Here is a 20,528-nt window from a genome sequence, read left to right as displayed (position 1 = left end):
TTAAAATGTTTTGTTAAGTTCGCGTCTCTCTGTTACAAGTTGAACTAAACGTGCGAAATCATGTGAACCAAATTCTTCTAAAATTGCTTTCGAGATTTCAAAAGATACCGCGTGTTCGCAAACGACACTCGCAGCAGGTACAGCACAACTATCTGAACGTTCAATCGTTGCTTTAAATGGCGCTTTCGTATCAATATCAACTGAATCAAGTGGTTTGTACAAGGTAGGAATCGGCTTCATAACACCATTCACAATGATTGGCATCCCATTTGACATTCCGCCTTCTAAACCACCAAGATGATTGGAGGCTCTGTAGTAACCTTTTTCCTCTGAAAATAAAATTGGGTCTTGTATTTCACTGCCTAACTTTTCACCAGCTTTAAAACCTTCGCCAAAACTAACACCTTTAAATGCATTAATACCAACGACGCTTTGTGCAATGCGACCATCTAATTTTCTATCATAATGCACATAACTTCCTATACCGATTGGCATATGATTTACAATCACTTGCACCACACCACCGATTGAGTCACCGTCTTTTTTAGCTTGATCGATTTTATCACGGATAGCTTGAGCAATTTGAGAATCAATTACGCGGACATCATTTTGATCTACATTTTCTATAATTGTTTCAATATCATAAATACCTTGATCTTTAATGCCACCAATTTCAACAACACGACTATAAACGTCTATACCCAATTGTTTAAGCATTTGCTTGCAAAGTGCCCCCACAGCCACTCTTGCCGCAGTCTCTCGTGCAGATGAACGCTCTAAGATATTGCGTAAATCACGATGGTTGTATTTCATCCCGCCAACTAAATCAGCGTGTCCTGGTCGCGGTTTAGTAATGACACGTTTCATATTGTCTTGCGCTTCTTCTGAGATAGGTTCAGCACCCATAATGTTACGCCAATGTGTAAAATCATCGTTCTTTATGACAACGGTGATAGGACTTCCTAAAGTATAGCCGTGACGCACACCAGAAACTATTTCAACTGTGTCTTTTTCAATTTGCATACGGCGACCTCGGCCGTATCCACCTTGACGTTTAAACATTTCTTCATTGATTTGATTGATATCGATTTTCATATTTGAAGGCAATCCCTCAATAATAACTGTTAATTGCGGTCCATGTGATTCTCCAGAAGTTAAAAACCTTAACATGACTGACACGCCCCCTTAGATTAATATTCCTAATCAATTTGCGATTAATAGATCTAATTTAAAATTCGTATGCCTCATATCATAGCATAAAATAAAAGATAAATTAATACAATTCAGTCTTTTTTGTTTATCGCTTTTAATGGCTAAAGTGTCTGTTAGTATAACGCTTTTTAATCGTATTCTTTGAAGCGGCTCTGTATTAAGCGCTCTATACATAGGTTAAATGAATTGATTTGATGGAAATAGTTAGAATGATGTTACTCAAAGACAACTGCTTTTGCTCGAACAAATGCTTATTATAGTAGAAAGATGTATCAATGACTATATATTCATTTGAAAGACATAAAAAGGCTGTGGGTTGATACAAATGAGGCACAAATCAAAAAGAGAAACCCGAGATGATTCCGTTGTTTTCACGAAAGTCTCGGGTTCTTAATAATTAACCTTCATACAACCAAGTTTCATCAGGTGTATGATATGTACTGATTTCTTCTTCGTTAAACCATAAGGCAATTTCTCGCTCAGCAGATGCGATAGAGTCTGAGCCGTGGATGACATTACGACCAACAGTCAAGCCTAAGTCTCCTCGAATTGAGCCTGGTGTAGCTTCAGATGGATTTGTGCTACCGATAATATGTCTTGCGACTGCAACAGCATTTTCACCTTCTACAACCATTGCGAATACAGGTGCTGAAGTAATGAAAGAAACTAATGAAGAATAAAATGGTTTCCCTTCATGTTCTTGATAATGAGTTTCTGCAAGTGATTTAGAAACTGTCATCAATTTTGCACCTACAAGTTTTAAACCTTTTTGCTCGATACGCTGTACAATTTCACCTATTAATTTACGTTGAACAGCATCTGGCTTAATCATTACAAAACTTTTTTCCATGTTGAGATATCCCCCTGTGTATTTATAGTACAAGAATATCCTATCATTAGTTTGAAGCGCTTTCAACAACAAACTCATCTAATGCATTCTGTTTTGTAGTCGTTTAATTAATTTTTTAAAATGCGGTGTAATATCACTTTTAGGTAAAGTATTAAGTAAGCTTGTCGCTTTATCCAAATATTTTTGACTAATATCTAGCGATTGTTGAATGACATCAGAATTTCTAATCTGATTTATGCACCACTCAAAATCAGCAGTATCTGACTGTCGATTTAAAGCCACAACTTTCTCTTTAAACGTCGGATTGTTTCTCATTTCCAATAAGACAGGAAGTGTCATATGTCCATTGCGTAAATCACTTCCGACAGGCTTCCCTAATTTTTTCTCTGTACTCGTAAAGTCAAGCACATCGTCAATAATTTGAAAGCTCATTCCAATATTATGGCCAATGTTGCGCATTTTTCTTACAGTTTCGGTATCAGCTTCAGCTGTCATTGCGCCAACTTCAGTTGCTAATTGGATTAATAATGCTGTTTTACGATTAATACGTCTCAAATAATTGGTCATCGATTGTGTAGCTCTAAATTGATCTTGAAATTGAAACAATTCACCTCGACAAACTTCAATAATAGCTTGTGAAAGCGTTTGATGGATGCGATAATCTTCAATTTGAGATAAGTGTTCTAATGCCCGGGCAAGCAAAAAATTTCCAGTCAATATGGCTGTAGGTTGATCCCACTTTTTTTCAATCGTCAACTTCCCTCTTCTTTTGTCGCTTAAATCAATCACATCATCATGTACAAGTGTCGCCATATGAATAAGTTCGAGCGATGTAGCTACTTGATAAGCAGCTGTATTTGCAGGGTTTTGACCAACATAACTGCTTAAAATGACAAAAAGAGGTCGAATACGCTTGCCACCAGATGATAAGAGGTGATTAGCAGCATTTTCAAGTGTTGAATCATCCGATTGAACCAACTGCTTTAACGAGTTTTCAATTTTTTTAATTTCTTGATTCAAATTTATTTTCGACATGCATAATCACCTTTTAATTATTTCGATTTCGGTTTGTATGCTAAGTGCATAGCTGATACACCACCGGTAAAACTACGTACTTTAACATTTTGGAAATGCACTGATTCGAAAAGACCTTTTAATTTTTTACGATCTGGAAAATCAAATGCAGATTGCTGTAACCATTCATACTCTTGTTTTGATTTAGCGAAAATTTTACCGAATAATGGCATTACAAATTTAAAATACATTTTATAAACTTGTTTAAATACTGGAATAGTTGGTTGACTTGTTTCTAAACATACGACCATGCCCCCTGGTTTTAGGACACGATGCATTTCAGATAAAGCTTTTGAATAATCTGGAACGTTTCTTAATCCAAATCCGATTGTGACATAATCAAAAACATTATCATCAAAAGGGAGTGCCATCGCATCGCCTTGTACAAGACGAATATTATCCATATGTGCAGTCTTTTCTTCGCCCACTTTTAACATGTTTTCACTGAAATCAAGTCCTGTGACTTCGCCTTCTGGACCTACAGCTTTGCTCAACGCAATTGTCCAATCAGCAGTACCACAACATACATCTAGTGCTTTTGAACCAGGCTTAACGTTCATTTCTTTCATCACTTTTTTACGCCATACTTTATGTTGTTCAAAGCTAATAATGTTGTTTAATCGGTCATATTTACCGGATATATTTTGAAATACCTCATGAACATGGGCTTTGTTTACATTGTTTTTAGCCATTTTAGAAACCTCATTTATTCTTTAATATAATTTTGGAGTTGGTTAATCGTCTCTTCAATTTCAGTCGTATCAAAATCGATGAGATAGGTTAAATGTTGAATTTCAAGATGATTAATCAGGTAGGCACGAAGAGTATTAAATTCAGTTTCTTTGCTGAATCGGTCAATTAGAACTTTAATTAAGAGGGTTTCAATCGTAATGATTGTCTCCAAAAATTCTTTTTGGCTTAGCGCTTTGCCTTGATGTTGTATGAATGATTTCAGTTCATTTATTTTAACAATCGCCTGACTCATTTTAAGTTGAAAATGAACATCTTTTAAATCCGCTATTAATTGATAATAGTGGGCACTCATTAAATCACCTATTAAAATTGCATCCCGTTCATAATGATAGAAGCTAATCCGATCTAGATGCTTCATTGATGTATCAATTGAAAGGCATGCAAGTTTCGCATTTAAAGGGACTGATAACTGATCTAACAAATGACTTAATGGTTTATTAATATGTATATTATCTGGTTGATTCAATTGATTCAGTCGATTATCAATTTGTCGTTGTAAATACGTTAAAGTATTTTCCATATGCCCCACCTCTATTTTTAATCACTCTCTATCTTAACACTATCATTCAAAAAATTAAATCTGAATTACTTTTCTATAAGAGATATTGAGGTTTTGAGATGGTTGTATTGTGAAAAGATATGGAAAATGACTTAATTAAAGCAAAAAGCCCTATAAAGGGCTTTTTTACTTGTAAATAATTGAATTATTTTACTGCATCTTTCAATGCTTTACCTGCTTTGAAAGCTGGAACTTTACTTGCAGGAATATCAATTTCTTTACCAGTTTGAGGGTTACGTCCTTTACGTGCAGCACGTTCACGTACCTCAAAGTTACCGAAACCGATTAATTGTACTTTTTCACCTTTAGCTAGTGTTTTTTGAATTGATTCAAAAACAGCATCAACTGCTTGACCAGCTTCTTTTTTAGTAAGTTCAGCTTGATCAGCAACAGCGTTGATTAAGTCAGTTTTGTTCATGTCAATTCACCTCCTCAAAGGTTATGTAATGATAATTCAATTATCATTATGGTATGACTTTAACACAAGCCCATACAAGACTGCAACGATTTATATGCGAAAAACGTTGATTTAATCGCATTTTGTTAAATTTTAGAGATTTATGACTAAAATGACACCCTTCAAGGAAAGTTATTCTGATTTTTTAGTTCTTCCCATTAATGCTTTTACTGCGCGTTCAACAGGCTCATCCTCGAACAGTACACGGTATAACGCTTCAGTGATTGGCATCTCGACTTGTACCGCATTGGATAAATGATAAACAGATTCAGTTGTATAGACACCTTCAGCAACCATATTCATTTCACTCATAATTTCTTTCAACTTTTTCCCCTTACCGAGCTGATAACCTAAAGTGAAGTTACGAGAATGCGTTGAAGTACAAGTCACGATTAAATCTCCAATGCCTCCTAAACCTTGGAAAGTAAGAGGGTCAGCTCCCAGTTTGACGCCAAGTCTTGTTATTTCAGCAAGCCCTCGTGTCATTAAAGCAGCTTTTGCATTATCACCAAAGCCCATACCGACTAATACGCCACTCGCAATAGCAATAATATTTTTCAAAGCGCCCCCGAGTTCTACGCCAACTAAATCATCATTCGTATAAACACGTAAATAATCTGTCATAAAAAGGTCTTGGATACATTTACGTAATTCAGGATCACTTGAAGCAGCTGCGACAGTTGTAGGTTGTTTAATGACAACTTCTTCAGCATGACTCGGACCAGATAGAACGCCAATACCAGCATTATATTCAGGAGAAATTGTGTCTGCTAACATTTCAGATACACGTTTAAATGTTCCGTTTTCAATCCCTTTTGTAACATGGATAAACGATTTGCGAGTCGTTAACAATCCATTGACTTGTGTCATCACCTCTCGGATAGCTTTTGTTGGTAAGGCAACAAGGAAAATATCTGCATGGTCAATTGCCGCTTCGATATTTGTTGTCGCATTAATATGGTGATTTAATTCTACGTTCTTCAAATAATTATGATTGGTATGATGCGTGTTAATCTCTTCAACAGTTGATAAAGTTTTCCCCCACATGAGTGTGTTATGGCCATTCTCTGCTAGAACATTTGCTAATGCAGTACCAAAACTGCCTGTACCAAACACGGTAATGCTTGTCATATAAACCCCTCCGATTTAGTTTCGTTTTCGAGCAATAATGTGAACAGGCGTACCTTCAAAACCGAACGCTTGTCTAATTTGATTTTCAAGGTAACGTTTGTATGAGAAGTGTAATAGTTCTACATCATTAACAAACACCACAAACGTTGGTGGCTCAATAGCGACCTGTGTAGCATAAAATACGTTCAATCTGCGGCCTTTATCCGTAGGTGTTGGATTCATGGCAATGGCATCTGTAATGACTTCGTTCAGCGTTGAACTTTGTACACGTTTTTTATGGTTTTCACTTGCTTCGTTAATTAACGGGAATAACGTGCGTAAACGCGTACCTTCTTTAGCAGATACAAAAGCGATTTGTGCATAGTCTAAAAATTGGAAGTTTTGTCTAACATCATCCATAAATTTTTTCATTGTTTTACTGTCTTTTTCTAATGTGTCCCATTTATTGACTACGATAACGATAGCTTTTCCTTCTTCGTGTGCATAGCCCGCAACACGCTTGTCTTGTTCGATAATACCTTGTTCTGCATCGAGTACGACAAGGACGACATTAGAACGTTCAATGGCTTTCAATGCGCGTAACACTGAATATTTTTCAGTAGATTCGTAGACTTTACCTTTTTTACGCATACCCGCCGTATCAATTAATACATAATCTTGGTCTTCATAGCTGTATACAGTATCAATGGCGTCACGTGTTGTTCCTGCTACATTAGAGACGATAACACGATCTTCACCAAGAATCGCATTGATTAAACTAGATTTACCAACATTGGGTCTTCCAATTAATGATAATCGTATTGTGTCTTCATCATATGGATCTTCTTCTTCAGGTTTAAAATGTTTTGCGACCTCTTCTAATAAGTCTCCAAGTCCAAGTCCGTGTGAGCCTGAAAGTGGGAAAGGTTCTCCAAATCCAAGTGAGTAAAAGTCATAAATATCATTGCGCATTTCATGATTATCTACTTTATTGACAGCCAATACGACTGGCTTTTTTGATTTATATAGCATCTGTGCAACCATCTCATCACTTTGAGTGATACCTTCCCGCACATTGACCATAAATATAATGACATCCGCTTCATCAATCGCAATTTCGGCTTGTGCGCGAATTTGTGTTTGAAAAGGTGCATCCCCAATTTCGATACCGCCAGTATCAATAATATTAAATTCGTGTGTTAACCAATCGCCACTTGCATAAATACGGTCACGTGTTACACCAGGTGTATCTTCCACTATGGACACACGCTCGCCGACGATGCGGTTAAAAATAGTAGATTTTCCAACGTTAGGACGACCAACGATAGCAACTACAGGTTTCGTCATGATTGTTCTTCCTCTCTATTAATATCTTTATTATTTTAACATATCCGTGTAAGCGCATCGACTACAAGCACTATGCTAAATACAACAATCGTATTATATCATGTGAAGTAATGGATATAAATGGAACGTATAACAGTCTTTTTCTCTTCATTAATGCATTCAAAGAAAAAGAGTAAAGTACAAGTCAATTGTAATTGCTTAGACTCATACTTTACTCCAGAAATACAGACGAATGCATCAACACATATCTGATTAATGATCTATGTTGACGCATTGTAATCTCAATAAATTTATATTATAAATTTAAGTCTTTAAGTTTATCTCCAAAAACATCTCCTAATGTAGGATTGTTTTCATTTTCATCAGTTGATTGTTGCGTGTATTGTTGTGTTGTTTCCTCTGAAGCTTCTTCAGTTTCCTCTTTAGGTAAAGCCGCTTTGATTGATAATGAAATACGTTCTTCTTCAGGATTGATACCTAAAATTTTAACTTGAACTGTTTGTCCAGGCTCAAGTACTTCACCAGGTGTACCAATGTGCTTATGGCTGATTTCAGAGATATGAACAAGGCCTTGTAAACCATGATCGATTTCAACAAATGCACCGAAAGAAGCTAAACGCATAACTTTACCTTCTACAACGTCACCTTCACTATATTTTTCTTGAATCGTTTCGAAAGGACTAGGTAAAGTATCTTTAATTGAAAGTGAAACACGCTCAGAATCTTGTTCTACAGAACGAACTTTCACTTTTACAGTATCGCCAATTGTAACGACTTCTTCAGGTGTTTTTACATGCTCGTGAGATAACTCAGATACATGGACTAAACCATCTACGCCACCAAGATCGATGAAAGCACCAAAGTTAGTTAATCGTGCTACTTTTCCTTCGATAATGTCGCCAGCTTTAATAGATTTTAAAAGTTCTGCTTTTTTCTTCTCATTTTCTTCTGCTTCTACTGCTTTGCGGCTTAAGATGACACGATTTTTTTCAGGTTCAAGTTCTTCAACTTTAAGTTCAAGCACCTTACCTTCATAATCTGAGAAATCTTCAATGTAATCAGTTGAAATTAACGATGCAGGAATGAATCCTCTTTGACCAACATCCACTACTAAGCCACCTTTAACAACTTCTGTTACTTTAGCCTCAATTGTTTCGTTGTTATCTAATTTTTCTTGTAAGTACGCATAAGATTTCTCTTCTTCTAACTTGCGTTTAGAAAGGATGTAACTTCCTGTTTCATTTTCCTCATCGATTTCAATTTTAGTAACATATGCACCGATTTCATCTCCAACTTTAACAACTTCATTCGCGTTGTCCACGTGATAAGTTGATAGTTGGCTGATAGGAATAATGCCGTTAAATTTTCCACCATTTACATGTACAACAACGTGTTTATCTTCAATTTGCTGTACTTCACCTGTAATCTTATCGCCTTCCTTAATGTCATTAATCATTGATTCATTGAATTCTTCAGTCATCATGAATGCCTCCTTATACTACTACATAATAATAACTTCTTATAAAAGCGTTGAATTGTCAAGAAATTTAGATAAGTTTGAATAAAATAATTCAAACTTTATTTACTAGCGCTATAATTCTATTTGTGACCTCTTCAATCGATAATCCTGTTGTATCAATTTCTACAGCGTCATCTGCTTTTTTTAATGGTGAAATTTCACGATTCATATCATAGGCATCTCTTTCGGCAATATCTTTTTTTAATTGTTCGATTGAGGATACAATTCCGCGTTCTTGGTTATCTTTGAAGCGGCGCTCAGCACGCTCTTCAACAGATGCAATCATATATACTTTCACTTCGGCATCAGGAAGAACAGTTGTGCCAATATCTCGGCCATCCATAACGATGCCTTTTTTAGCCGCTAATTTTTGTTGTGCTTGTACTAAAAACGCACGTACCTCTTTGATTGAAGCAACATAGGATACTTCTTGCGTGACATCGTTTTCTCGTAGAAAATCAGTGACATCTTCATCATTTAAATAGACACGCTGCCCTTTTTCTGGATCATATGCAAGATGTAAATCAATTTGATCCATCATTTTGTCAAAATGCACAATGCGGTCCTTATGTTGTAAGTAATAATAAGTGATCGCACGATACATAGCCCCTGTATCGACGTAGACCATTCCGAGTTGTCCTGCAACTCTTTTCGCTATAGTACTTTTACCAGCAGCCGCTGGTCCATCTAATGCAATGTTTATCGCTGTCATTTGTTACCTTCCTTGTCGTTTGTTTAACATTATTTTATCATAAGAATGGATGGCTTTACGAGGAGGAACTTATATGAAAAAATTATTAGTCATACATACAGGGGGCACCATAAGTATGTCGGAAGATGAATCGAATAAAGTCAGTACGACTGCTGACAACCCTATCTCACATCATCAGGATGTCATTGCGAAATATGCAAAAATTGATGAAATTATGCCTTTTAACGTGCCTTCGCCACATATGACAATAGAGCATGTGAAGATATTAAAAAATACGATTGAAACACCAGAAAACTTGAATTATTATGATGGCTTTGTCATTACTCACGGTACAGATACATTAGAAGAAACTGCTTTTTTATTAGATTTAACAGTTGCTACTTCTAAACCGATTGTTATCACGGGTGCCATGCGGTCTTCAAATGAAATTGGTTCCGATGGTCTATACAATTTTATCGCTGCAATTCGTGTTGCGATATCGGATGACTCTGAAAATAAAGGTGTAATGGTTGTATTTAATGATGAAATTCACACGGCACGTAATGTGACTAAAACACATACATCAAATACGAATACATTTCAAAGTCCCAATCACGGGCCGCTTGGTGTGATAACGAAAGCAGGCATTTACTTTCATCATAAACCTTATGAAAGCCAAAATTTTCATTTGATTGACTCTACACTGAACATTCCACTTGTTAAAGCGTATATGGGAATGGGAAGTGAAATGTTGCAATTTTATGCAGATACACAAGTAGATGGATTAATCGTCGAAGCATTAGGGCAAGGTAATCTGCCGCATACTGCAATGCAAGGGCTGAATGCATGTTTAGCACAAGGTATACCCATTGTGTTAGTTTCACGTTCTTTTAACGGTATTGTAAGTGCTGTGTATGCGTATGAAGGTGGCGGTCATCAACTGTATGAAAAAGGTGTTATCTTTTCTAATGGGTTAAATGGTCAAAAAGCTAGACTTAAATTGTTAGTGGCATTAAGTAATCAATTGACGCATCCACAAATACAAAACTATTTTAATGAATAAAACCATATAAATTGGATTTTTTAAGATAGGATAAAAGTGATTGTGGATGAGTCTAACTGGTGTTATGCGCGCACGCATTGACGAACATAAGTTTGTTCTTTAATGCGTGGACTGATTAATTTAAAATAAGCAAAAATTGGGGTTAATATACGTAAAACTGAATTTATGAGAAGATTATAAATAAACAACAGAGCAGTAGTTGTCTATGTCATGCTTGCCTTAGACAACTACTGTTCTGTTTAGATACGCTAAAGGCAGCGTATCATTTATGATTCTAGCGGCGCTTGCTTTTTAGTTAAAATATCTTGCGCAATTGCATCGCCATGATATTTGCCATTTTCTATAAAAATTGTGTTCGCATCATTTCCTGCTACAATAACACCTGCAATATAGCAATTTTCGATATTTGTTTCATACGTTTCGTGATGGTATACTGGCGCTGTTCCAAAATCGTTTGTATGCACTTCGATACCGATAGATTTCAAAAATTCATAATCTGGATGATAGCCAATCATTGCAAATACATAATCGTTTGGAATGGTGATACGTTCACCCTCTTTTTCAAAAGTAACATGACTGTCAGTAATTTGAGTGACAACACTATTAAAATGCATTTTTACGTTTCCTCTACGGACCAATGATTCAAAATTAGGTAAAATCCATGGCTTAATAGAAGGTGAATAAGCTGCACCACGATAGATTACGGTTACTCGTGCTCCCGCTTTTTCTAATTCAATTGCAGCATCGACTGCTGAATTTTTCCCACCGATAACAACGACATCTTGGTCAAAATAAGGATGGGGTTCTTTGAAATAATGCATGACTTTTGAAAGTTCAGCGCCTTCAACCTCTAATGTGTTATGTTGACCATAATAACCCGTTGCAACAGTTAAAAAACGACATTGATAAACATCTTTCGTAGTAGTTAAAGTGAAATGATCGTCCATTTTCTTCACTGTTAAAACTTCTTCAAAAGCATTAATATTTAACTGATGATACTTTACGACTTCTCTATAATAAACAAGTGCTTGATTTCTTCTAGGTTTAAGCTCCTCAACAATAAAAGGAACATCACCAATGCTGAGTTTATCACTTGAAGAGAAAAATGTTTGGTGTGTAGGGTAATGATAAATGGCATCTACTACATTACCTTTCTCAATAATAAGCGTTTCAATCCCTTTTTTCTTTTGTTCTATAGCAGCACTTAAGCCACAAGGACCGCCACCGATGATGATACTCTCTACAGTTTTCATTTTTAAACAAGAACATTAAAAAATGATGGTGAGTTACCACATATTATGCTACTTTAATGTTCTATATAGCCTCCTAATTCACATACTAGCACAGTATATTATAAGAACTGTTATTTTCCTTAAGTATTATAACAAGTTTTTTTATGAATCTAAATTGAAATGTATGTATAAAGTGTTAAATTTTTCAGGCTAATGAAGTGACTAGAATACTGGTTTATGCGTTTTTTCCTTCTTTTATATGACTTGTAATTTTGACTCCCTCAAAATTTAAAACATAAATAAGACTAGAAAATCTTAATTTATTTAGATTTCCTAGTCTTATTTTTAATCATCTGTATTGGCTGAGGATGATAGTACTGTATATGCGTCTTCCCAGTCATATAAAATATAATAATTATGGAATAATCAATTGTTGTCCATTTCTAATATTATTACCTTGGATACCATTTGCACGTCTAATTTTTTCGACATTTTCAGGAGAACCATTTCCATAGTATTGAATGGCAATGCGGTATAAGTTTTGGTTACCTGTTACCGTATGGGTATGGCCAGTATTATTTTGTGCTTGTTGATTATTCGCTTGACCATTTTGTTGGCCATATTGTTGATTACTTTGATTATATTGTTGTTGATTTTGATCTGTAGGATCTTGTGCACTGTTGTTATTTTGATCTGAAGCATTTGAGTCATCAGTGGCATTGTCATTATCAGCACTATTATTGTCATCTTGACTGTCTGATTGTGCTTTATCATCGTCTTTAGTCGATTTATCTTTCTCTTTATCTGATTTACTGTGCTCTTTCGTTTCATGTTTTTGAGCAACGTGTGATGCATGGTCGCCTTGTTGATTATGGTTAACGAGATAAATACCACCAAAAATCGCTAAAGTACCTAATAAAATAATCGCTGCTAATAAAGGTAACAATTTCTTGAATCTACCACCGCCTGATCTACCATTTGAAACATGTGTCTCATAAGCGGGTTGACTGTTTTCAGTACCTGTATGTGATGATTGATGTGTTTGTGACGCGCCTGCTCCTACTGCTGCACCACTTACTGCATTTTCTTTATCTGTTTTATTTTCATGCTGCGCTTTTTTATCGCTTGAAGATGCATCATCTTGGTTTGAATGGACACTTTCTGAAGACTCATGATGAGAGGTTGTTTTATTGTGATGATGTTTAGCGATAGCGCCACCCCCTACAGCGGCAGCACCTGTTAAGGCAGCTTTGTCTTTAGTATTGCTTTTTTTGTGATTGCCTGTCTGCGCAGTATGATTTTGATTATGTGTTTGCTCTGCTTTATGATCTTTTATACTTTGGTCATTTTGTTGAGCCTCTTGCGTTGAATGCTCTGTTGCCTCATCTTTGGCGATAGGTTGATCGTTTTTCGCTTTTGTATGTTCACCCTGATGATTGACAAAGCCCCCTACTTTCCCAGGTCTTTTTTGAGATTTTTCATTAGTTTCTTGTTCGCTCGAATCAATTTGTTGATCTGCTTGATTTTCGTCATTTACAGGTGATGGACCATGTTCTCTCTTTCTATGACGTCTTGATGCATTTCGAGGTGGGAATTGTTGGTTGTTTTCAGTTTGTTGTTCTGAATCGTCTACATGAATCTCACTTGATGGTTCATCATGATTATGAGATTTAATTTCTTGACGACTCTGTTCGAATTCATCCTTAAAATTATCTTTTGACACATACATTCATCCTTTCTACTTATATTAAATATATAGCTATATTTAAGGAATTTAAAACATGATAACCTCAATTATTAAAGAAAATTTACCAACCGTTTACATATCCCGATGATTGAAATAGCTATTAAGTATTTATATTGATTATAGCGGTTTTAAAAACGCTGTGTAAAGCATTGTGAAAACTAATGAAATAAATTTTCTAATTTTTCATTGTAGTCTAACTTTCGCTTCACTTTTTTCTTATTTTTTTCATATATAGGTTCGATTGTTTCACAACGATCACAACATTGTGACGTAGTTTCATTAGGCATTTGAAAATAAGAAAGGAGATGCTGTCTTCTACATTTTTGAGTTAAAACATAATGATGCATATGGCGGAAAGCGCGCAATTTTATTTCTTCATTTTGTTTGAAAATGGCACGTAATTGTGCGAGTGTAAATGCCTCGCTCAAAACATCTAAAATCTCTATTATTTCTGAGTCTATCAATTGTCCGAGTTCATATTGTTGAATATCTTCTTCTCTTATAATATTTCCTGTTGCCAGAGTTTCCATTAAATATTGGTCATCTGGCTGAAACAATGCAATCGCTTGGCTTTGTTGACCATCTCTACCAGCACGTCCAATTTCTTGCATATAGCTAGAAGGACTTGGAGAAAGATGAAAGTGAATGATTGTCCGGATATCTGGTTTATTAATTCCCATTCCAAAAGCACTCGTCGCTACAATGATGCGAATATCATTTTTTAAAAACTGCTGTTGTACCGTTAATCGTTCTTGATAAGATAAATCTCCATGATAAATTCCTGTTAAATACCCAGCTTGATAAATAGTCTGTGCAAGCGCTAAGCAAACTTTTTTTGAAGAGACATAAACGATGGTTGGTCCTGAATGCGCAATTTTGTTAATTAACCATGTAACTTTCTCTTCATGAGAAGCCATTAATTCTACGGATAGAGAAATATTAGGACGGTCCATTGAAAATTGAATCTTGTGCATCGGTTGTTGAATAACCCTTTCAATATCTTGTTGTAAGTGAGTTGTCGCTGTTGCTGTCAATGCTAAAACAGTTGCCTGTTCAAACTGTTGCGTTATCTTTCCGATTAAAGCATAATGCGGTCGAAAGTCAAACCCCCACTCAGAAAGACAGTGGACTTCATCTAATACCACAATGCCAAAGGAAATATTTTTAAATTGGTTGAAGTTATGCGGTTGTAAAATGAACTCTGGGCTCACAAAAACAAAACGCGAAGATTTTATTTGTGCAAGCGCTACTCTTTTTTCAGCATCTTCTAAACCAGAATGAATGGCAACAACCTTTTGCTCCCCTTTCATTTTCATTTGCATCACTTGATCGTCCATTAAAGAAATAAGAGGTGAGATAATAAGTGTTGGCTGTTGTTTTATATAAGTAGGCAATTGATAGCAAAGTGTTTTACCTGTACCGGTTGGTAAAATACCCAGCGTATTCTGATGTTGTAACACACTGGAAATGATTTCTTCTTGCCCTGGTCTAAATGATGTGAAGCCGAAAAATTGTTTTAAAGCTGCTTTAAGCATCTAATTCTCCTTTAGCAATACCTACAATTGCAAGTTTAATTTCGAAGTACGACATGTTATCAAATCGTTCTTTATAACGTTTTAAACGCTGATACGGTTCAGCATTATATTGATTAATAAATTCTTGATTAAAGTGATGGAGAAAATCCTGATAGTTATGCATTTGATTTTTCATAAATAAATCTAAAATATGATCCTCGATTGTATTTTCTCTCACACCTTCAATTTGAGCAATTTTTTGGAGGGTGTAGCCTTGATTCAATAGTTGCGCTGTCCGATGAACCGGTTGTGAAACGTCAAGTCTCAGTGCACATTGTGAAAGTATAGGAAAGTCACCGCTTTCGTTTATCATTATATAAATTTGAACAAGTTCTTCGTAAAACATTTTGAATAAATCGTCGCTCTCGATAGATTCAATCATACTGATTTGGGTAAAAGTATACATCGGCTCATCAAAACCTGTTAATAAATAATGGGTACAAATTTTTTCTCGTTGTGCTTCTAATTTTTGATAAAGCGTACGCAATTCTTGCTCTAATTGAGATAAAATATTTTCTGTTTGATCAGATTGATAAATTTGCTTTACAACATGATGGACTTCAGTTTGAGAAGAAATCGGTTGAAAAGTCATTTGATTGTGTCTGGCATATGAATAAGTTTGTATGAGTAGTTGTATTGCATTAAAAGAAGCTTGTAAACATGGAAAAGTAATTTGATTTGTTATTTTTAGGTCGGTTGTAACGGGTTCTTCTTTAATGATTTCTTCAAAAGTTTGCATTTTAAGCTTAGGTGCACAACCATATAAAGACAACAGATTTAAAGAGACAGCATCAAAAAAAGTTTGATGAGATTTTTTTCCTATGATAATATTAAAGATGCTTTTTTTAGTTTTGTAGGCTGATGCATGATGATATGCATAATTAATTAAGTGTTTCATCATTAGACCTCATTCTAAAACGAATATATTGAAAATTTAAGTACACAGAACTACAATAAAATTATAATGTTAGTGTGGCACTTTGAAAAGGGAGGCGAAAAAAATTGGCTAAATATACGATAGTTGATATGGATACTTGTATCGCTTGTGGTGCATGTGGTGCAGCGGCTCCAGATATTTATGACTACGACGATGAGGGTATCGCATATGTGATTTTAGATGACAACCAAGGTACAACGCCAGTACCAGAAGAATTGTATGAAGACCTTGAAGATGCTTTTGAAGGTTGCCCTACTGATTCTATTAAAGTTGAAGAGGAATCATTTGACGGCGATGCACTCAAATTTGAGTAGACAATAAACAGAGATGATTGCTAGAGACAAGATGTCTTTAATATAAATATAAAACAATTGAATGTCTAAGTATAGACAGAAGTTGAGTGGATGTTTTCATGTTGTACATCCTACTCAACTTATTTATTTTAAAGTTGTAAATGGTGCGTTCAGCTACACTTGTCATTAAAATTTCCGCATAAAAAAAGAGATGTATCTTCTACAATTTGTGAAGAGGCATCTCTTTTTTGTTTGATAACAACATCAACGTTAAGCAAAGTCATCTAGGTTGATTCGGCTTTGTGTCAGACTACCCACTCATGCGCTTCGTTTTGATATGTTTTTATTTTAGAATGTGGCCAATACGTCGATGTAACAATATAAAGATAACTGATACTAACGCACCTTTAATGATATTGAAAGGAATGATGCCCGCTGCAATGATAAGCTTTAGATTATTCGCTACATCGGCTAAATTCATAATCATTCCAAACAATGGAAGCAGTACGAAATAATTTAAAATGCTTAGTAAAATAGTCATAGCTAATGTCCCAACGACGAGGCCAATGATTAATTGATGTGTTGTTTGGCGTGATTGATATACCCAATAACTCACTAATAACAATGTTGTTCCAGCTAAGAAGTTGGCAACTGGTCCAACAGGATCACTCACATTGAAGAAGAAATTAAGTAAATTCTTAATTAATTCTACTAAAACGCCAGCAATGGGTCCTAAAGTAAAAGTAGCTAATAAAGATGGTACATCACTAAAGTCAATCGTTAAATATGGCGGTAAAAATGGAAGAGGGAATTTAATAAACATTAAGACAACCGATATGGCACTTAACATTCCCACAATAATCAAATGTCGTGTTTGCTTTTGTTTCATGAAAAAACCTCCTATTAAATTCATCTTAGTTGAATAGGAGGATTAAAAAGCAACACAAATAAACCTCCATCTTCTCCCATCCAGACTTTACTGTCGGCTCTAGAATCTCACTAGATCAGCCACAAAACATCAAGATTTTGATTTTTTGCAGGTCGCAGGCTTTAAATTTACTGCCGGTTGGGAATTGCACCCTACCCCGAAGATGAATTCGTTTTTCTATTTTAATGAGTATAGTGTACATGAGAATCCAGTCCAAAACAATGTTTTTGCAATCATTTGACAGTGAGCTTCTTTGAGAGGATGGTTTTATTTGAAATTTATACTATGATGCAATGCCGATTGTGATTGACGTAAAAAACAGATATAAGCGTATTATCTCTTTAATTATAAGTTGTCGGATACTTCTAATTGTAGAAAGGATTGTGCGCTTTTTGTATCAAATATGAATTTGGGAAATACAATATTTAATCACTTTTCCTTCTTGAACGCGCTTGCTTAGAGGACAAAAGCTATAGGCTAAGTTACTTCGTTATAAAAGCGAAGTTATACAATATGAAGTTTTATCATAAAAAGAAAGTGCTCAGACGATTTCTATTAAAAATCATCTGAGTACTATTGATTTTGGATTTGATGTCCTAATCTTATTGGTCTACTAAAGTGTGATAAGTATTAAGTAGATAAGAAAACGGTCACTTTATGATTTTTTAAACTTTATGCCTTCTTTTTAGGCAGTGTGATGGTAAAGATTGTTCCCTCGTTGATACGACTGTCAACATCGATGTGGCCACCATGCGCTTCAATAATCATTCGCGTGATAAATAGCCCAAGTCCAGTACCTTGTTTTCCGCGTTTACGAGCGGCATCAACTTTATAAAAGCGTTCAAAAACTTTTTCTAAATGTTCGGATGGAATACCCACACCTGTATCTTTAACGATCAAAATTTGTTGGTCTACAGTTGATTTCGCATGAATAGATATCGTATCCCCTGGTTGTGTGTATCGAGATGCATTATCAACTAAGTTAGTTAGTACTTGCTCCATACGATCAAAGTCATAATACCAAGGTGACGCCATTTCACCATCAAGTTGAAAATCAAGATGTAAATCGAGCTCATAAGCTTGTTGTCTATATTTAATCGCCATTTTTTTAATTAAATCACTCATAGGCTGGACTTCTTGCGTTACATTTAGGCCTTCAGCATCCATTTTTGCTACGTTTAACAGTTCATTAACGAGTCGACTGAGGCGCTTAGATTCATCTAAAACGATAGACAAAAATTCATTAATTTCATCAGGTTCTGTGACCACGCCATCAACAATTGACTCGGTATAGCCTTGTAATAAAGAAATAGGTGTTCTAAGTTCATGAGAGACACTAGCAATAAAATCTTTCTTCACTTGTTCAAGCTCATGTTCATTCGTCATATCTCTGATGATTACCACAAGTCCACCTTCACCATTCGTTTGAATATTATGAATGTAACTCATAATGACCACATAAAAACGTTGATTCATTTCATATTCTCTGAATTCTGTACTTTGACTTTTAAAAGTATCATCAATCTGTTGATCGAACATCTCTTTATCATGCGCGTTCATTTCTGACAACATCCGTTGCGCGAGCTGATTTGAGATGATAGTTTGTCGTTGGTGATTAATCCCTAGCACACCTTCAACCATTGAATTAATTAATGTATCTCGAATATTTTTAGAAGTGACTAATGCATCGATATGATTTTGGATGCTTCGACTCATTTTGTTAAAAGTCATCGCCAATTCGCCAATTTCATCTTTTGTTTGGACGGGGACACGCTTATCATAATTTCCACGTGCGACCTCTCTTGCCTGCGTTTTAAGTTGACGTAAAGGATGGGTAATACGTGTTGATAAGAAAAATGCGAAAACGGTCGTAACTGCTAAAAAGACGACAGCAGTAATTAAAATAATGATGGTAATAATGTTATTTGTTTCATCAATGCTTTTTAAGTCTTGATAAATAAAAATAACAGAAGCTTTGCCGGTTGAATCTTTCGACGGATACCCAAGCAATACAAAAGTGTGCTTTTTCCCATCAATATTAAACATGACATGTTGAAGTTTCGATTTGTTTTGTGTTAAAACTTTATCAAATAATGCATGGTGATTGATTTCTTTTAACATTTTAGATTTGACCATATCGTGCTCGTTGATATGAAGGCGATCGGGTAAGATAATGAGACCTTTATTATTTTCCAATAGGTCTTCACTATGTTCAATCGCAATTTTACGATTATGACTATTTTCAATCACTTTACTTACATTTTCAGCACTTTTATAGAGAGAGCGTTCTGTTTCTTGCGTAAAATAATATTGGAAAAATGTGATGAGCGCAGCACTTAATAAAATTAAAACTGTCGTTACTATTAATAAAATAGTTAACCACAGTTTTATAACGACATTATTGAGTCGTTTCATCCGACTGAATAACTTCAAACTTATAGCCTACTCCCCATACAGTTTGAATCATTTTAGCTGCATCTGCAGAAACTCGATTCAGTTTTTCACGCAAGCGTTTGACATGTGTATCCACAGTTCTTAAATCACCGTAAAATTCATAGTGCCAAACTTCTTTTAATAATTGCTCTCTATCAAAAACTTTATTTGGCGTTTTAGCTAAAAAGATGAGTAGCTCATATTCTTTAGGTGTTAAATTCACTGGTGTTTCATCCGCTAAAACTTTATGCGCATCATTGTCAATTGTGAGGTGTTTAAACTCAACCATGTCACGCGCATGAGGTTCATTTTGTTCAGCTGTTGCCGATTGTGTCCGGCGTAAAAGTGCTTTGACACGTAAAACGACTTCGCGAGGTGAAAAAGGTTTAACAATATAATCATCTGCACCGGATTCAAAACCTTCAACACGATTATTTTCTTCACCTTTAGCTGTAAGCATAATAATTGGCGTATCTTTCGTTTCGCGTAATTTCATCGCAACTTCAAGACCATCTAATTCAGGTAACATCAGGTCTAATAAAATACATGCATAATCGTATTTCGTTGCTAGTTCTAATGCTTCGCGACCATCACTCGCTTCAGCTATCTCGTAACCTTCTCTTTCTAAGTACAATTTTAATAATTTTCTAATACGATGTTCATCATCTACGACTAAGATTTCATTAGTCATCATGACATACCTCCCACACATGGTGACATTTATAACCTAAAGCTTATTATAGCATATC

The 20,528-nt window shown here is 35.3% G+C and carries 19 protein-coding genes and 1 riboswitch; of the genes, 2 read left to right on the top strand and 17 right to left on the bottom strand.

What is annotated here, in order from left to right; genetic code table 11:
* The 10 genes from aroC to cmk form a co-directional block, all read right to left on the bottom strand.
* Positions 1-1,170 (bottom strand): chorismate synthase, encoded by a 1,170-nt coding sequence (aroC, locus tag KM149_RS06570; RefSeq protein ID WP_103356212.1) that lies wholly within the window; start codon positions 1,168-1,170, stop codon positions 1-3.
* A gap of 439 nt (positions 1,171-1,609) precedes the next feature.
* The gene (gene ndk, locus KM149_RS06565) at positions 1,610-2,062 is read right to left on the bottom strand and encodes a nucleoside-diphosphate kinase (RefSeq protein ID WP_165545467.1); all 453 of its coding nucleotides are present in this window, start codon (positions 2,060-2,062) and stop codon (positions 1,610-1,612) included.
* 78 nt (positions 2,063-2,140) lie between these two features.
* Positions 2,141-3,097 carry a polyprenyl synthetase family protein gene (locus KM149_RS06560; protein ID WP_165545468.1) on the bottom strand — a complete coding sequence of 319 codons (957 nt, stop codon included), beginning with the start codon at positions 3,095-3,097 and terminating at the stop codon, positions 2,141-2,143.
* 17 nt (positions 3,098-3,114) lie between these two features.
* Positions 3,115-3,828 carry a demethylmenaquinone methyltransferase gene (locus tag KM149_RS06555; RefSeq protein ID WP_050330865.1) on the bottom strand — a complete coding sequence of 238 codons (714 nt, stop codon included), beginning with the start codon at positions 3,826-3,828 and terminating at the stop codon, positions 3,115-3,117.
* Positions 3,829-3,842: 14 nt separating this feature from the next.
* A complete protein-coding gene (locus KM149_RS06550; protein ID WP_016425111.1) occupies positions 3,843-4,409 on the bottom strand; it encodes a heptaprenyl diphosphate synthase component 1 in 567 nt (188 codons plus the stop codon).
* 184 nt (positions 4,410-4,593) lie between these two features.
* A complete protein-coding gene (locus KM149_RS06545; protein ID WP_016425112.1) occupies positions 4,594-4,866 on the bottom strand; it encodes an HU family DNA-binding protein in 273 nt (90 codons plus the stop codon).
* A 171-nt stretch (positions 4,867-5,037) separates the two neighbouring features.
* A complete protein-coding gene (locus KM149_RS06540; protein ID WP_165545470.1) occupies positions 5,038-6,036 on the bottom strand; it encodes an NAD(P)H-dependent glycerol-3-phosphate dehydrogenase in 999 nt (332 codons plus the stop codon).
* A 15-nt stretch (positions 6,037-6,051) separates the two neighbouring features.
* Positions 6,052-7,362, bottom strand: a complete 1,311-nt coding sequence (gene der / locus KM149_RS06535) for a ribosome biogenesis GTPase Der (RefSeq protein ID WP_060829892.1) — start codon at positions 7,360-7,362, stop codon at positions 6,052-6,054.
* A gap of 295 nt (positions 7,363-7,657) precedes the next feature.
* Entirely contained in the window at positions 7,658-8,842 is a 1,185-nt protein-coding gene (gene rpsA / locus KM149_RS06530) for a 30S ribosomal protein S1 (RefSeq protein ID WP_037559132.1), read from the bottom strand.
* A gap of 91 nt (positions 8,843-8,933) precedes the next feature.
* Positions 8,934-9,593, bottom strand: coding sequence for a (d)CMP kinase (gene cmk, locus KM149_RS06525; protein WP_165545471.1), 660 nt, complete (start codon positions 9,591-9,593; stop codon positions 8,934-8,936).
* 73 nt (positions 9,594-9,666) lie between these two features.
* On the opposite strand from cmk, the gene KM149_RS06520 reads away from it, so the two are divergent.
* Positions 9,667-10,635: an asparaginase gene (locus KM149_RS06520; RefSeq protein WP_241415200.1), complete on the top strand. Its 969-nt coding sequence runs from the start codon at positions 9,667-9,669 to the stop codon at positions 10,633-10,635.
* A 266-nt stretch (positions 10,636-10,901) separates the two neighbouring features.
* Here the strand turns inward: KM149_RS06520 and ypdA are convergent, their stop codons facing one another.
* The 4 genes from ypdA to KM149_RS06500 all read right to left on the bottom strand — a co-directional run bounded on the left by ypdA (position 10,902) and on the right by KM149_RS06500 (position 16,086).
* Positions 10,902-11,888 (bottom strand): bacillithiol disulfide reductase YpdA, encoded by a 987-nt coding sequence (gene ypdA, locus KM149_RS06515; protein WP_241415199.1) that lies wholly within the window; start codon positions 11,886-11,888, stop codon positions 10,902-10,904.
* 394 nt (positions 11,889-12,282) lie between these two features.
* Positions 12,283-13,590 (bottom strand): LysM peptidoglycan-binding domain-containing protein, encoded by a 1,308-nt coding sequence (locus KM149_RS06510; protein WP_241415198.1) that lies wholly within the window; start codon positions 13,588-13,590, stop codon positions 12,283-12,285.
* Between the two features lie 182 nt (positions 13,591-13,772).
* Positions 13,773-15,149 (bottom strand): RecQ family ATP-dependent DNA helicase, encoded by a 1,377-nt coding sequence (locus KM149_RS06505; RefSeq protein WP_060829886.1) that lies wholly within the window; start codon positions 15,147-15,149, stop codon positions 13,773-13,775.
* Positions 15,142-16,086, bottom strand: coding sequence for a helix-turn-helix domain-containing protein (locus tag KM149_RS06500; RefSeq protein ID WP_165545476.1), 945 nt, complete (start codon positions 16,084-16,086; stop codon positions 15,142-15,144). Before KM149_RS06500 ends, KM149_RS06505 begins: the two co-directional genes overlap by 8 nt.
* Positions 16,087-16,190: 104 nt before the next feature.
* Here KM149_RS06500 and KM149_RS06495 point away from each other — a divergent pair, with 104 nt between their 5' ends.
* Entirely contained in the window at positions 16,191-16,439 is a 249-nt protein-coding gene (locus KM149_RS06495) for a ferredoxin (RefSeq protein WP_014613875.1), read from the top strand.
* Positions 16,440-16,761: 322 nt separating this feature from the next.
* Here KM149_RS06495 and KM149_RS06490 read toward each other — a convergent pair whose 3' ends face one another.
* The 3 genes from KM149_RS06490 to KM149_RS06480 all read right to left on the bottom strand — a co-directional run bounded on the left by KM149_RS06490 (position 16,762) and on the right by KM149_RS06480 (position 20,470).
* Positions 16,762-17,307: an ECF transporter S component gene (locus tag KM149_RS06490; RefSeq protein WP_182280382.1), complete on the bottom strand. Its 546-nt coding sequence runs from the start codon at positions 17,305-17,307 to the stop codon at positions 16,762-16,764.
* 64 nt (positions 17,308-17,371) lie between these two features.
* Positions 17,372-17,515: riboswitch (FMN riboswitch) on the bottom strand.
* 503 nt (positions 17,516-18,018) lie between these two features.
* Positions 18,019-19,761 (bottom strand): ATP-binding protein, encoded by a 1,743-nt coding sequence (locus KM149_RS06485; protein ID WP_060829884.1) that lies wholly within the window; start codon positions 19,759-19,761, stop codon positions 18,019-18,021.
* Positions 19,745-20,470, bottom strand: a complete 726-nt coding sequence (locus KM149_RS06480; RefSeq protein WP_050331964.1) for a response regulator transcription factor — start codon at positions 20,468-20,470, stop codon at positions 19,745-19,747. Before KM149_RS06480 ends, KM149_RS06485 begins: the two co-directional genes overlap by 17 nt.
* Positions 20,471-20,528 lie beyond the last annotated feature (58 nt).

Origin of the sequence: Staphylococcus coagulans, assembly GCF_022557135.1 — a bacterium.
Classification (GTDB): domain Bacteria; phylum Bacillota; class Bacilli; order Staphylococcales; family Staphylococcaceae; genus Staphylococcus; species Staphylococcus coagulans.
Note: the sequence above shows the minus strand (reverse complement) of the source record. Positions and strands in the feature narration are given on the sequence as shown.